Genomic DNA, 14,627 nt, shown 5'->3' on the forward strand with positions numbered 1-14,627 from the left:
GCACGGTGTAAACAGTGCATATTGGAACAGATGTTGATCCAAAAGTGATGAGTTGCGAAACTTTATGACTTTAAACGATTTAAATGAGCAATAAACGAAGGCTTCAGTATGGAATCGAAAGCAGGCGACAATAACCCACAGGCAGATGAAAGCGCTGTGCAGGAAACCGCTGTTCGCCTCACGCCCATGATGGAGCAATATATCGAGATCAAAGCTGCGAATGTTGATTCGCTGCTCTTTTATCGTATGGGCGATTTCTACGAGCTGTTCTTCGATGATGCGGTTGAGGCATCTCGCGCACTCGGCATCACGCTCACCAAACGTGGCAAGCATCTGGGCGAAGACATCCCGATGTGTGGCGTGCCGTTCCATGCGTCTGACGATTATCTTCAGAGACTGATTGCCAAGGGCTATCGGGTTGCGGTTTGCGAGCAGATTGAAGATCCGGCTGAAGCAAAAAAGCGCGGCTCCAAGTCGGTTGTTCGCCGCGATGTAATCCGTCTTGTAACCCCCGGCACGATCACCGAAGAAAAGCTGCTTGATCCATCCGAGGCAAATTTCCTCATGACGCTCGGCCGCACCAAAGGTGATGGCGCGCTGGCACTCGCCTGGATCGATATTTCAACCGGCACTTTCCGCGTGGCTGAAACTGCCGAAGATCGGCTTTTTGCCGATATCATGCGCGTTGACCCGCGCGAGCTGATCGTGGCCGACACTGCATTTCATGACGCGGAGCTGCGCCCTGTTTTCGATCTGATCGGGAAGGCAGTGTCTCCACAGCCTGCAACACTGTTTGACAGTGGCGCAGCGGAGACGCGCATTCAGCGTTATTTCAATGTCGCAACGCTCGATGGCTTTGGCCAGTTCAGCCGTTCTGAGCTTTCGGCCATTTCCGGTGCAATTGCCTATATCGAAAAGACGCAGATTTCAGAGCGCCCGCCATTGATGCGACCTGAACGCGAGCAGGAAGGCGGCACGATTTTCATCGATCCTGCCACCCGTGCCAGTCTGGAACTCGCTCGCACAATGTCCGGCAATCGCGAAGGCAGTCTGCTGAAAGCGATTGATCGAACTGTGACGGGCGGCGGTGCTCGCCTCCTGGCCGAACGGTTAACCGCGCCACTCACAAACCCTGTCGAAATAGCACTGCGCCATGATTCTGTTTCTTGGTTCCTGCGCGAACAATCGCTCTGCGACGCTATGCGGCTTGAACTTAAAGGCGTGCCGGACATGCCGCGTGCGCTTTCGCGTCTGGCGGTCGGTCGCGGCGGTCCGCGCGATCTCGGCGCTTTGCAGCGGGGTTTTGAAGCAGCTGGCGGCATTGCCTCCTTGCTTGAAGGAGCGCTTCTGCCTGACGAGCTTCGTTTTGCCTGTGATGCGATTGAGAAAATACCGGCAAGCTTTGCAGCCCATCTCGACCGGGCCCTGGCCGATGAGATGCCGCTGTTGAAGCGCGACGGTGGTTTCGTGCGTCAGGATTACAACACTGAACTCGACGAGATGCGTGCGCTGCGCGATCAGTCGCGTCGCGTCATTGCGGGGCTTCAGGCTGATTATATTGAGGAAACCGGCATCAGGTCGCTGAAGATCAAGCACAACAATGTGCTTGGTTATTTCATTGAGGTGACAGCGAATAATTCTGGTGCGATGACCGACACAGATGCGGCCAAAGGTCGTTTCATCCATCGTCAGACAATGGCGAATGCCATGCGCTTCACCACGACTGAACTGGCTGCGCTTGAAAGCAAGATTGCGAATGCTGCTGACCGGGCTTTGTCGATTGAGCTGGCGATTTTCGAGGAACTCACTGCGGAAGCAGTCAGCCACGCGGATAGCATTCGTGCTGCCGCAGCAGCACTGAGCGTGTTCGATGTTTCCGCGTCTCTTGCTGTTCTGGCCGATGAGCAGGGTTATTGTCGTCCGCTGGTCGATGACAGCCTGTCGTTCAATATCGTTGCCGGGCGCCATCCGGTGGTTGAACAGGCGTTGCGCCGTCAGGCAGCCAATCCATTTGTCGCTAATGATTGCGATCTTTCTCCGCAAACGGTGGGTGGAAATGGTGCGATCTGGCTGCTTACCGGTCCCAATATGGGCGGTAAATCGACCTTTCTGCGCCAGAATGCACTGATCGCGATCATGGCGCAGATGGGGTCGTTCGTTCCAGCAGGGTCGGCTCAGATCGGCGTCGTGGATCGGTTGTTTAGCCGGGTCGGGGCATCAGATGATCTGGCGCGCGGGCGTTCGACTTTCATGGTGGAAATGGTTGAAACCGCCGCGATTCTCAATCAGGCCGGCGAACGTTCATTGGTCATCCTTGATGAGATCGGTCGTGGAACGGCAACCTTTGACGGACTTTCCATCGCATGGGCTGCGGTTGAATATCTGCATGAGAAAAACCGCTGCCGCGCACTTTTTGCCACGCATTTCCATGAAATGACGGCGCTGTCGGAAAAGCTCGACCGACTTTCGAATGTCACCATGCGGGTCAAGGAATGGGACAATGACGTTGTCTTCCTGCATGAAGTGGCAAAGGGAGCCGCTGATCGTTCTTATGGCGTGCAGGTCGCGCGTCTCGCCGGTCTGCCGGAAGCGGTGGTCAATCGCGCGCGCGATGTGCTTCATCAGCTTGAGGCGGGTGAAACATCCGGCAAAGCCGATAAGCTGATTGATGATCTGCCGCTGTTTTCCGTTGTACTGCAACAAGAGAAGCCAAAAGCCCAAGCTGCCGCAAAGGACAGCGAGCTGGCCAGGGCTGTTGCAGCCATCAGCCCGGATGAACTGACCCCGCGCGAGGCGCTTGATCTGGTTTACAAACTGAAGGAACTGGCGGGCAGGGCATAAAACTAAAAAGGCGAAGCAGATGCTTCGCCTTTTTGCTTATACAAAGCGGTTCGCTTCTGCACCGTAATAGGTGATGTAGCGGCTGGAAATACGCTCAATCGGCAGAATGATGAATACATCCGTTGTGCCAAAGGCTTCATCAATCACAGCGCCATCGCCAATCATTGCACCAAGGCGCAAGTAACCCTTCACCAATGGCGGCATTGAGAACAGGGCAACCTTGTTGTTGATTGCTTCCTTCGGCATCAGATCCATCGGCTGATAGCGATGTGGCAGCGCACGAACATCCCAGTCTGGTGTTGCGCGGCAGTTCTGATGCAGGAAGGACAGACCCAGCGCATGTGCGGCAGGCACTGCACCGTGGAATGATGCGCAGCCAAACATCACGTCAATGGAATGACGGCGGCAATAGGCCCATGCCCCCTGCCACAAGAGCTCAACCGTTCGCTTGGAGCGATATTCTGCCTTAACGCAGGAGCGACCAAGTTCCAGAAGCTTGAGGTTCGGACGTGAAAGTGTCAGACGCTGAACGTCATATTCATCCGCCGAATAGAAACCGAGCGCCTTTTCGGCCTGATCACTACGCATCAGGCGATAGGTACCAACGATTTGCTGATGTTCGGTAACCGGCAATGAGGTATCATAAACCAGCAGATGATCGCAGATCGCGTCGAAGCGATCGGAATCGCGCAGTTCTACTTCTTCGATGGTTTCCTTGCGTGCGCCCAGTTCTTCAAAGAAGACGCGGAACCGCAATTCCTGCGCCGCATCAATCGCGTCGCGAGAATTTGCAAGTCGTACTTCCAGTGACCCGATACGACCCAGAACAATGGGGTCGCTTTCGGATGTGAAGAGCGTTGGTTGTGCTTCTATGCCCGACATGACCGTATCATCAATGATTTGCTGGCCCATTCCAAGCAGTACTGACATGATGATTCGCTCCTGATCCTGTTGTTCACGCATTCCTGAATGGTTTTCCGACTGATAATTCAGCTGGAGATAACCAATTCCGAATTTCTTACGGTCTGGTTGCGTGGACATGACGTCCAATCTGACCGCAGCAATACAGATTCAGTGCTACGCGAGGATGACAGAAGCGTGTCACCAATGTGTCATTTGGGGTGGGTGAAGCTTATCCCCTTCAAAAATCAGTTAAATTTCATAGGCAAAATAGGGGAAAGCTTGAGTGTGATCAAGCGTTTCGCATTGGGGGCAAAAAAGGGCCCGTAAAACGGCTGCAGCATCGTCCTTTGTGCGCCCAAAATGGCGCACGGCGCTTTAGCATAATCCGACCGGAGTGAAACGAGGATCGATAAGATTATGCCTGAAGCAGACGAAGTCAGAGCGCCGATCTGATTTCGTCAGATCAAAACGCGCTCTAACGCGCCGCCCGTTCGCGTCGCCAACCGAGAAACTCTTCCAGAATAATAAGTGCTGCACCAATGGTGATAAAAGTGTCGGCCAGATTGAAAACGGCGAATGACCATGTCGGCAGATGGAACAGAATGTAATCGACTACATAGCCATGCATGACGCGATCAATGAGGTTGCCAATTGCTCCGCCGACCACAAGCGCAAATCCATAGCGCGCAAAAATACGTTCAGACGGATTTGTCCACCAGAGATAGAGCACAAAAAGGATGACGGCGGCGGTTATAGCGACCAGGCCCCAGTCATGCAGCCATGCCAGCATTGAGAAGGCGATGCCTTCATTATGCGTGCGGAACAGCGCGAGAAATGGCAGCAGATCGATCTGTTGCCCATAGCCCATGCGGGTTTCGACCAGAAACTTGATGCCCTGATCAATCAGGACTGCGATGATGACAACGAGAAACGAGGACAAAACCGCATGACGCTTCATCCGCTGGACCTTTCATCGAGAGTGAGTGCCTCACGGCGGATTTCATAAAGCATGACACCGGTTGCGATCGCCAGATTAAGCGAGTCTGCGCGGCCAGCTTGCGGGATGCGTGCAAGCTTGTCGCAAGTTTCCGCCAGATTATCCGGCAAGCCCTGCTGCTCATTGCCCATCATCAATATGACTGGCTTTTTGGCATAGGGGATCGTGCGATAATCGACAGCACCTTTGAGGTGTGTACCGACGACCAAGCCCGAAAAGCCTTTGCGCCAGTTGAGAAATTCGGTTTCCGTCACCTTATAGAGCGGAACGGAGAAGACCGATCCCATGGTGGCGCGTACCGTTTCCAGCGAATAGGGGTCGGTGGTGTCGCCAATCAGGATCACGCCTTTGGCGCCGACGGCATCAGCCGTGCGGATTACTGTGCCGAGATTACCGGGGTCACGCACGCGGTCGAGTGCGATATAGACATCGTTGCTCTTCGGCTTAAGGCTTGCAAGCGACTGATATTGCTGCTCGAAAACGCCAACCACGACTTGCGGATTGTCACGGCGGGTAATCGCGGAAATAACCTTTTCAGTAACTTCCAGTACCAGGCCACCCTTGGCAAAAGTACGGGCAGCAACCTGCTCGACCATCTTGTTGCCTTTGCCAGACTTGGCAAACACCAGTGTCTTGATGCGCCAGTCCTGCTCAAACGCGTCAATGACGAGCTTGAGCCCTTCGGCCAGAAACACACCCTGCTGATCGCGAAACTTTTTCAGCGCAAGCGAGCGGAGATCTTTAACGATGGGGTTGGTGAGGCTGGTGACTTCCTTCACCTGACCCACGCGCGGGCTCGAATGCTGCTGATTGCCGCTTTTGGAAAATTCGTCGTTTCGGCTCATTTTGCTACCCAGCGGCTGAACATGGATGTGGAAAGCGCACGCTTGGCTGAGCGTTCGCGCAGAATAAGTTCACCTGATTCGACCGTGCCGCCAAGACCAGTAAAACGGTCACGCATCAACTCATGGATGGCGAAGAAAGACGCACGGATCGAATAAGCGGTCAGAATGACAGCCAGTGGTTTGGATGTCAGAATTGAGCGGCAAGTATCAACCATTGCAGGCAGGTGTTCAAACAATTGCCAGATTTCACCACTCGGACCACGGCCATAGGCTGGCGGGTCGAGCAGGATAATGTCGTAAAAACTGCCGCGGCGTTCTTCGCGCTGTACGAATTTCATTGCGTCTTCGCAAATCCAGCGGATGGGTTTATCGGAAAGGCCAGCCATTTCCTGATTTTCACGCGCCCAGTTGATAGCTTTTTTGGAAGCGTCGACATGGGTTACTTCGGCTCCCGCACGTGCTGCAACCAGTGACGCAACACCCGTATAACCAAACAGATTTAGCACCTTGACGGTGCGGCCAGATTTCGCTGCTTCGCGGATCAGGCTATCCATATAGGACCAGTGTGCGGCCTGTTCGGGAAAGACACCAACATGGCGGAACGAAGTGAAACGGCCATGAAACGAGATGCCGTCATGCTGCATCGGCCATGTTTCGCCAAGCGGCATATGTGGGAACGCCCAGCGTCCCATACCCTCTTCATCGGTATTACCGGTAAAGACCGCATCCGCCTTATCCCATTCGCTTTTCGGCAGGCTTGGAAGCCAGATCGCCTGACCTTCCGGGCGTACGATGCGATAGGGGCCATATTGCTCAAGCTTGAGACCGTCACCGCTGTCCAACAGCGCGTAATCGTTTGATGGCTCTGTTTCGAGGATGACAGGCAAGCGTTCGCCGGGACGTGCGCCTTCATAAGGCCTGATCTCGCGAAGCGCCGTTGCCGTCTTTTCTTCCGCAGGCTTGGGTGCTGCTTTGGCGAATTGTGGACGCGGTTTCTTGAAAAACGCACTCTTGTCGTCAGGCTTGTTTCCATGCTTGGCAGCCGAGCGCGGCTCATCATGCTTCGCGCGACCGAAGCCACGTTGCTCTTTACTGCCTGTCGGCTTTTTGCCTTTTCCTTTTGCCGCCTTCACCCGAAACTCCGCTTATTATTTGGCCTGTAGGTAGGCCAAATAATGCCGGAACGAAAGTGAAAAAGAAAAAGCGCCGCTATCAGGCTTTGGAAACTGTATTCGGCACATGGCGTTTTTCAGCCGATTCAGCACGTTCCAGAAGTTGGGACGCTTCTTTTTTATAGCGGCGTTCCCGACGGCGATGTTTGCCCTGCGTCAGCCAGGTGACCGCAGCACCGATCAAAGCGCCAAGGACAAGCGTACCAAACAGCCAGATAAACAACGGTGCCTGATAGGTCAGCGCAGGATTGCCGGGATTGAATGGATCAATTGTCAGACTGACTGTTTCGCGATTGGCGACCGAAAGTGCGATCAGAATGACCGCCAACGGAACCAGAATGACAATTGTTATGACGCGCTTTGCCACCATGACGATCGATCAGATGGCGCCGTTGAGACGGTCGCGGAGTTCTTTACCGGTCTTGAAGAACGGCACCCACTTTTCTTCGACGTCCACCGTATCGCCGGTGCGTGGATTGCGGCCGCTGCGCGCTGGACGGTTTTTCACAGAGAAAGCGCCGAAGCCGCGTAATTCTACGCGATTGCCGTCAGCAAGGGCATTGGTGATCTCTTCAAACACTGCGCCGACGATATTTTCGACATCGCGCTGGAAAAGATGCGGATTACGGCTGGCGATAACCTGAACGAGTTCCGATTTAATCACGGCTTTAAACCCCTGTGTTTATGTCTGTCCGGTGAAAGACTCATTTATTTGCCGGAGTGATGCCCGGCGTTCCGTCAACGTGCCAAACCGAAAGAAGTCCGTCAAGGAAGATACGATCCTTGGCGATTTCCTTCAACATAGCATCGGCCTCTTGTGGCACGCCAATAAGGCGCGCACCGGCATGAATAATCAGATCACGCAGAGAAAAACCGGTATCGCTGCCGACAGGCTTCCATTCGAGCTTTGGCAAATCCTTGGAAACGCCTTTGCTGGCAAGCCATGTAATAGCTTCTTCCTCGCCGCCAAGGCCATCGATTAATTTCTTTTCGAGTGCCTGACGCCCGGTAAAGACCGCACCATTGGCCAAAGCCAAGGCTTCTTCATGGGTGAAGGAGCGGCGTTCTTCGACGATTCCGACGAACCAGTCATAGGAATCCATGATCATGTTGCGGATCATGGCTTTGGCTTCGTCGCTTGCCGGGCTGAAATAGTTCGGCTCTGCCTTTAACGGCGACGACTTGATGGTTTCAACCTTCACGCCAATCGTGTCGAGCAGCTTGGACAGATCAGGATATTGGAACAATACGCCAATCGAGCCTACAATCGATGTCTGACGCGCCAAAATATGATCGGACGCGCTGGCAATCATATAACCAGCTGATGCTGCAAGTGTCCCAACCTGCGTGACGACTGGCTTCTTTTTAGCGATTTTACGCACGGCTTCGTAAATTGATTCGCCCCCGACGGTGGTTCCGCCGGGTGAATCGAGAACCAGAATGACGCCTTTGACCGCATCATCGTCAGCAATTTTGTTAAGGCGCTTCAACAGCTCTTCGTTTTCGAAGATCGTGCCTTCAATGCGCACTTTCGCAACATGGGGCGTCGCATAATTGGCGCCTCGCATGGAGTAGGATGCAATTCCAGCAATCAGGGCCGCCAGCAAAAGCAGAAAAGCGATGCGCCAAACTGTGAGTTTTCTGCGCAGCTTGCGTCTTTCGATCAGTGCTTCGGCGTCCTGAGCCATCCTCATCCATCCATTTCTTCAAAACGAAGTGCAGTCGATGTTCTTTAATCTATGACCCGCGATAGGGGAAGGCTGCAAGCTTCCCCGATAATTTTGCCAGCTAGTGCCGAGACTATAATCAAATTCAGTTGTATGTTAACAATGAAGTGATCGGTCTTTTGTCGCTGTAAGAGGCCGAATAAAAGCCAGTTTTTCGAGCTTCCGCAATGTTCATGTCATTTTTGCATGGCAGGTGCGGTGTTTTGTGACGTGTATTGGACTTGAGTGTCAGGGTATTGCACCCCAAATAAACCGCATTGAACAAAGATAGCATCGCCTGAAAAAAAATTCTGCTGGATGTTTCTGTAAACAGTTGAGCAATAAAGCAGCATTAAAAGATGCTTTATTAGTTGAGTAATTGAAAGACACTATGAGCGCTGACACACCACATATCCATGCTTCGCAGGGATCCGCTTCCGCGGCACCCAATGGCGGTGGCATGCATTTTGGAGCGTCTGAGAAAGCAGCTTCGCTTTTTCGAGCTGCACAGCGTCATTCGATCCGCGTGCGGGTGCTGAAAACGGCTTTGCCTGTTGCAGCAGTTGCGCTTGCAGCGGTCTTTTCCTGGTACACGTTTCTGGCCACGCCATCTGCGCCTGTGAAGGTCGAAGTCAATGATGGCGGCGAGAGTGGAAAGCTCGTGATGAGCAATCCGCAGCTTAACGGTTATACCAAAGACAATCGTCCATATTCGATGATTGCGGCAAAGGCCGTGCAGGACGCCAAAAACAGCGGTGCAATTGCGCTTGAAGGTATTTCTGCCGAGCTGCCGGTTGGTGACAATGGTAGCGCCAAGGTAGAGGCCGCTTCAGGCATTTACGATAATGCGAACGGCCGTTTGCAACTTGATAAGGATTTTACTGTTACGACGAATGAAGGATTGCACGCCGTCATGCACTCTGCAGATGTTAATCTGAAGAGCGGTCAGGTGACGACGGACAAGCCTGTCGATATTCGTAATGGCAGCACGCAGATCAGCGCTGACAGCATGCAGATCAAAGAGAGCGGAAAGATCGTGATCTTTGAAAACAAGGTGCGTGTTGTCATTGACGGTGGCGCGGTTTCGGGCAACAACACGCCTTAATATTTGAGATGTAAAGCACACCTGCTTTAACGAATATCGTATGGCGCAGATTGCTGCGGGCTTTGTTTTCTTTTCTGCGCAGTCAGATATTTCTATCTGGCTGCGTTAAGTTTAAGATCGGGGCCGAATGATTGTGGCTTGAGGTGTAGGTCTGAAAGGTTGATAGACTTTTTGGACATGTTTATGCGTCGGGCAAGAATTTGATGTGCTCGGCCTGATTCCTGAAACAGGACGTGTAGGGGAGCTGGAGAGTAATGGAACGCGAGACGGGCAAGATGAACAAGAGCATGAAGACCCGCACTTTGCGGATGGGATTTGCAGCTTTGGCGCTTGGCCTCGTTGTTGCGCCAGTCTCCGCTCTGGCTCAGGACAGCCAGCAGGTGCCATTTGGCAGCCTCAAGCTCTCCGGTGGCAAGGATCCGATCAAGATCGACGCTGACAAGCTCGAAATGCTCGACAAGGAAGGCAAGGCCATTTTCACTGGTAATGTCTCCGTGGTGCAGGGCGACGCGCTTTTGAAGTCCGGCAAGATGATCGTCTTTTATAACAAAGATTCGCAAGGCGAAGGCGGTCAGGCCGCTGGCGGTACCGCTGGCCTGAGCGGCTCCGGCATCGATCGTCTCGAAATTAGCGGCAAGGTTTACCTCAAGTCCGGCACACAGGTCGCAACCGGCGACACTGGAAATTATGATGGCAAGAGCCAGATCATGGTCTTGCAGGGCCAGAAGGTTGTGCTGACAGACGGCGACAATGTTGCGACCGGTTGCAAGCTCACGGCCAATATGAGCACTGGCAAGGCTTTCCTCGAAAGCTGCAAGGGCCAGAGCAAGGGCCGTGTATCCATCATCATGGCGCCGCAGGATCAACAGAAGCAGGGCGGTGCCGCGCCCAAATCGAATTAACCGGAGCGCGCGTGGGATTGTTCTGGAACAAGAAAGCCGACGAGCATCAGGGCATGTCTGAAAATGCAGCCACTATTGAGGGTGCAGATGGCATGATGCCGTCACAGCCCGGTAAAACGACCCGTCTCAAAGGGACGCTGGTTGCCCGGGGCCTGTGCAAAAGCTATCGCGGACGGCAGGTCGTTAACGGCGTGTCGTTTGGCGTTCGCGCAGGTGAAGCCGTGGGCATTCTTGGTCCAAATGGTGCTGGTAAGACAACTTGCTTCTATATGGTGACAGGACTTGTTCCAGCGGATGCAGGTACCATTGAAATCGATGGTTACGATGTAACGTCGATGCCGATGTACCGTCGTTCGCGTCTTGGTATCGGGTATCTCCCGCAGGAAGCATCGATCTTCCGCGGCCTTTCCGTTGAAAACAACATCAAGGCAGTGCTGGAAGTTGTCGAAAAAGACCGCAAGAAGCGTGCAACCGAGCTCGATGCCTTGCTTGAAGAGTTTCACATCGCGCATCTGCGCAAGGCACCAGCCATCTCCCTTTCGGGCGGTGAACGTCGCCGTCTGGAAATTGCCCGTGCGCTGGCATCACGCCCGAATTTCATGCTGCTCGACGAACCGTTCGCCGGTGTGGACCCGATTGCGGTGTCTGACATTCAGCAGCTCGTGCGTCATCTGACCAGCCGTGGCATTGGCGTGCTTATTACCGACCACAATGTGCGTGAAACGCTCGGGCTGATTGACCGTGCCTATATCATTCATGCTGGTCAGGTTCTGACCCATGGTCGTCCTGCTGAAATCGTCGCTAATCCAGACGTTCGCAGACTTTATCTCGGCGACCAGTTTACGCTCTGATCACAATCATCGCAAAAATTTAGAGTGCCTCCCGAAAACTGTGAAACGGTTTTCGGGTAAGTGCGCGCTGAAAAATGTGGGATCGTAATCTGTGCGCTCAGTGGCGATCTGTGCCTCTATGCGGGTGTTTGATATTCTCGCAATTCCCCAAAGCGCGTCATTTCTGCGACTATTTTCCTCTTTTGTCAGAAAAACGCACATTCTGAATTGACAAGCAAGGTTCATACCAGTTTTCATAAACAGAACATAGCGGCTGGAACGATAGCCGCAAAAAGGCATTTTCTGGCTCACACACAAAGTAAGCCGGTTAAAAGCCATCATAAGCGGGAACGTCGCCAAAATTAGACTGAGGGCACGGTTTATGTGCGCCTTGGCTGTTGGCAGGGGGTAAATCGGGGGAATTACGCAACGCATGGCCCTTTCGCCGAAGCTTGATTTTCGCCAGTCGCAATCGCTGGTGATGACGCCTCAACTGATGCAGTCGATCAAACTGCTACAGATGACGCACATCGAGCTGGACCAATTCATCGATCTTGAAATTGAAAAGAATCCGCTGCTGGACAGAATAGAGGCAGCGAATGATGATTTTGCAGACGCTGAGCCCCAGCGCGAAGATGATGATGCGGGCGCGTCGGATGCATCTGCCGATGAAGACTGGTTCAAGACTGGCGCTGTCGATGATGCGCAAAACCTCTCTGCCACATTCGACAGCTCGCTTGAAAATATCTTTCCTGATGATCCCGGTCGCACTGATGATGCGCATGCCGACCTTGCTGCGCAATGGAGCACCTCCGCCGGCGAGACCTATAGCGCGGGCGGCAGCTACGACATAGATCAGGTAACGGCAAGCCGTGTATCGCTGAGCGAACATGTCACTGAGCAAATAGCGCTGACGTTTTCCACACCGGCTGATCGTTTTATTGCAACGGCTTTGGCGGATGCGCTGGATGAAAGCGGTTATCTGCGTGCCGATGTGTCATTGCTTGCGCAGAATCTTGGCGTCGAAACCGTACATGTCGAACGCGTTCTGCACGAAGTACAAAGCTTTGATCCGGCCGGACTTTTTGCGCGCGACCTGCGGGAATGCCTGGCGATTCAGCTTCGTCTCAAGGACCGGTTTGACCCTGCAATGGAAGCGCTGATAGATAATCTCGATCTGCTTGCGCGCCGTGATTTTGCGACACTTAAAAAACTTTGCGGTGTTGATCAATCGGACATTCTCGACATGCTGACCGAGATCAGGATGCTCGATCCCAAGCCTGGAACCCAGTTTGAAGTTTCTGTTGCAGATGTAATCATTCCAGATGTGCTGGTTGCAGCTACGCGCGATGGAACATGGGGAATTGAGCTTAATCCCGCAGCTCAGCCACGTCTTATTGTGAATAACGAATATTATGCGGAAGTGAACACTTCGATCAAAGGCGAGGAAAAGACGTTTTTGTCTGATTGCATGCAATCGGCCAATTGGCTGGTGCGTAGCCTGGATCAGCGGGCACGTACAATCCTGAAAGTGACACAGGAAATCGTGCGTCAGCAGGATGGATTTCTGCGTTACGGCGTAACGCATCTCAAGCCATTGAACCTGCGCACAGTTGCCGACGCTGTCGGTATGCATGAATCAACCATCAGTCGCGTGACAGCCAACAAGTTTATGGCAACGCCGCGTGGCGTATTTGAATTGCGCTATTTCTTCAACGCATCCATTGCCTCTTCCGAGGGTGGCGACGCCCATTCATCTGAAAGTGTACGCCATCGTATCCGTCAGATGATTGATGCGGAAAAGCCGGACGATGTCTTGTCCGATGATGCAATCGTGGATGCTCTGAAGAAGGACGGTGTGGATATCGCGCGCAGAACAGTCGCAAAATATCGGGAATCGATGAATATTGCTTCTTCAGTCCAGCGCAGACGCGAGAAAAAAGCCAGATTATCGGCAGGCTGAACGCGTATTTCTGCAACATGAAGTTGCGCGTTTGCTTATATATGCATGCGAAAACGACCGGATCGATACCGGTTTTTGAAACACTATTACGCTATATCCACGAAATTCGATCTTATAGAGGGAATTGGCTGCACTGCATTGTCTGTTGCTGGAAGAAGGTGCAATTGACAATTGACGTTTCAGTCAATAGAAGCCCCGCTCGCATCACGGTCTGCACCCGTAAAGACCGGAATTACGGTGTCTGAAGATTTATAGCATCCCGAAAAGTATGAAATGGCTTTCATACAAGAGATGCGGAGAAACGAACAATTGGAGCGCTGACTGGATTCAATCGGATCGAAAGCGCTTCAGAGCATTCCCAGCAAAAGTGCCAAGCGGTTTTGTGCGGGGTAATGCGCGAGAACAAACAGATAGCGCGGTTTCAGCGATTCAGTATCAACGGAAACCGCTCTGAACGAAAGGCAAGGTAATATTTCGGGAAACGCTTCTGCGTCTCCGGCGTTACATAAAAGAACGAAGTGCAGCGATCATCTCAGGCATGTGTCTTAAAGGCATGTGAAGGGGAAATTACTCGAATAGTCGCGATAAAGAGCGCATTCTGGACAGTGTTTAGTCATCTGATCTGAACGCGGGAAGCGGGGCTGGAAATTAGCACAGGACGAAAAGCAGAATTGATGCTGGTTCGCTTTGCGCTTCGCTCACCTTGTGATTAGACTACGTCCTGTTGTGTAACGCAAATGAGGTGTACCAAATGACTCTGCGTGTATCTGGAAAGCATATGGACGTCGGCGAAGCTTTCACGGCCCGGATTATTGATCGGGTTAATGAAGCGGTCGGCAAATATTTTGATCATGGCTTTTCCGGGCAGGTAACGGTCACCAAGTCCGGATCGCGATTTAGCGCGGATTGTACCTTACATCTTGATAGCGGTGCTACCTTGCAGAGCACCGGAGATGCACAGGACCCGCAACTGGCGTTCGATGCGGCTGCGGACAAGATTGAAACACGGCTGCGTCGTTACAAGCGCCGTCTGAAATCACGTCCAGCGACTGCACCAAATGCGATCTATGATGATGTGGCATATCGTGTTATGGCACCGCTGCCGGAAGAAGAGGAGGACCTTCCGGTTGATTACGCACCGACTATCGTTGCGGAATCGTCTGTCGCCCTTCGCACTCTTTCGGTCGCGTCGGCGGTTGTGGAACTTGACCTGATCGAAAATCCGGTTCTGGTCTTCCGCAATGCGGGCAATGATGAAGTAAATATCGTCTACCGTCGTGCGGACGGCAATATTGGCTGGGTGGACCCATCGACGGTTACCCGCCAGGCCACTCCCCGCGCTTGACGGCAAACCTGAAGCGCA

The 14,627-nt window shown here is 52.9% G+C and carries 13 protein-coding genes; 6 read left to right on the top strand and 7 right to left on the bottom strand.

Annotation, left to right across the window (positions count from 1 at the left end; genetic code table 11):
* The first annotated feature begins 108 nt into the window (after window positions 1-108).
* Window positions 109-2,841, top strand: coding sequence for a DNA mismatch repair protein MutS (gene mutS, locus CEV32_RS19460; RefSeq protein ID WP_094578751.1), 2,733 nt, complete (start codon window positions 109-111; stop codon window positions 2,839-2,841).
* A 36-nt stretch (window positions 2,842-2,877) separates the two neighbouring features.
* Here the strand turns inward: mutS and CEV32_RS19465 are convergent, their stop codons facing one another.
* The 7 genes from CEV32_RS19465 to sppA all read right to left on the bottom strand — a co-directional run bounded on the left by CEV32_RS19465 (window position 2,878) and on the right by sppA (window position 8,446).
* Window positions 2,878-3,771 (bottom strand): GNAT family N-acetyltransferase, encoded by an 894-nt coding sequence (locus tag CEV32_RS19465; protein WP_208620885.1) that lies wholly within the window; start codon window positions 3,769-3,771, stop codon window positions 2,878-2,880.
* Window positions 3,772-4,219: 448 nt separating this feature from the next.
* Window positions 4,220-4,702: a signal peptidase II gene (gene lspA, locus CEV32_RS19470; protein ID WP_094578752.1), complete on the bottom strand. Its 483-nt coding sequence runs from the start codon at window positions 4,700-4,702 to the stop codon at window positions 4,220-4,222.
* Window positions 4,699-5,586 (bottom strand): TrmH family RNA methyltransferase, encoded by an 888-nt coding sequence (locus CEV32_RS19475; protein WP_094578753.1) that lies wholly within the window; start codon window positions 5,584-5,586, stop codon window positions 4,699-4,701. Before CEV32_RS19475 ends, lspA begins: the two co-directional genes overlap by 4 nt.
* Complete coding sequence (locus CEV32_RS19480) at window positions 5,583-6,719, bottom strand: class I SAM-dependent rRNA methyltransferase (protein WP_094578754.1); 1,137 nt, start codon at window positions 6,717-6,719, stop codon at window positions 5,583-5,585. The genes CEV32_RS19475 and CEV32_RS19480 overlap by 4 nt, the downstream gene beginning before the upstream one ends.
* A gap of 79 nt (window positions 6,720-6,798) precedes the next feature.
* Window positions 6,799-7,128 carry a lipopolysaccharide assembly protein LapA domain-containing protein gene (locus tag CEV32_RS19485; RefSeq protein WP_094578755.1) on the bottom strand — a complete coding sequence of 110 codons (330 nt, stop codon included), beginning with the start codon at window positions 7,126-7,128 and terminating at the stop codon, window positions 6,799-6,801.
* 9 nt (window positions 7,129-7,137) lie between these two features.
* The gene (locus CEV32_RS19490) at window positions 7,138-7,422 is read right to left on the bottom strand and encodes an integration host factor subunit beta (RefSeq protein WP_007873253.1); all 285 of its coding nucleotides are present in this window, start codon (window positions 7,420-7,422) and stop codon (window positions 7,138-7,140) included.
* A 40-nt stretch (window positions 7,423-7,462) separates the two neighbouring features.
* Window positions 7,463-8,446, bottom strand: a complete 984-nt coding sequence (sppA, locus tag CEV32_RS19495) for a signal peptide peptidase SppA (protein WP_094578756.1) — start codon at window positions 8,444-8,446, stop codon at window positions 7,463-7,465.
* Window positions 8,447-8,855: 409 nt separating this feature from the next.
* Here sppA and lptC point away from each other — a divergent pair, with 409 nt between their 5' ends.
* From lptC to hpf, 5 genes are all read left to right on the top strand, one after another.
* The gene (gene lptC / locus CEV32_RS19500; RefSeq protein WP_094578757.1) at window positions 8,856-9,569 is read left to right on the top strand and encodes an LPS export ABC transporter periplasmic protein LptC; all 714 of its coding nucleotides are present in this window, start codon (window positions 8,856-8,858) and stop codon (window positions 9,567-9,569) included.
* A gap of 254 nt (window positions 9,570-9,823) precedes the next feature.
* Window positions 9,824-10,471: an LptA/OstA family protein gene (locus tag CEV32_RS19505; RefSeq protein WP_094578758.1), complete on the top strand. Its 648-nt coding sequence runs from the start codon at window positions 9,824-9,826 to the stop codon at window positions 10,469-10,471.
* An 11-nt stretch (window positions 10,472-10,482) separates the two neighbouring features.
* Window positions 10,483-11,322, top strand: coding sequence for an LPS export ABC transporter ATP-binding protein (lptB, locus tag CEV32_RS19510; RefSeq protein WP_094578759.1), 840 nt, complete (start codon window positions 10,483-10,485; stop codon window positions 11,320-11,322).
* A gap of 412 nt (window positions 11,323-11,734) precedes the next feature.
* Window positions 11,735-13,264 carry an RNA polymerase factor sigma-54 gene (gene rpoN / locus CEV32_RS19520; RefSeq protein WP_094578761.1) on the top strand — a complete coding sequence of 510 codons (1,530 nt, stop codon included), beginning with the start codon at window positions 11,735-11,737 and terminating at the stop codon, window positions 13,262-13,264.
* A 751-nt stretch (window positions 13,265-14,015) separates the two neighbouring features.
* The gene (hpf, locus tag CEV32_RS19525) at window positions 14,016-14,609 is read left to right on the top strand and encodes a ribosome hibernation-promoting factor, HPF/YfiA family (RefSeq protein WP_094578762.1); all 594 of its coding nucleotides are present in this window, start codon (window positions 14,016-14,018) and stop codon (window positions 14,607-14,609) included.
* The last annotated feature ends 18 nt before the right edge of the window (window positions 14,610-14,627 follow it).

This window comes from Brucella rhizosphaerae (assembly GCF_002252475.1).
Classification (GTDB): Bacteria; Pseudomonadota; Alphaproteobacteria; order Rhizobiales; family Rhizobiaceae; genus Brucella; species Brucella rhizosphaerae.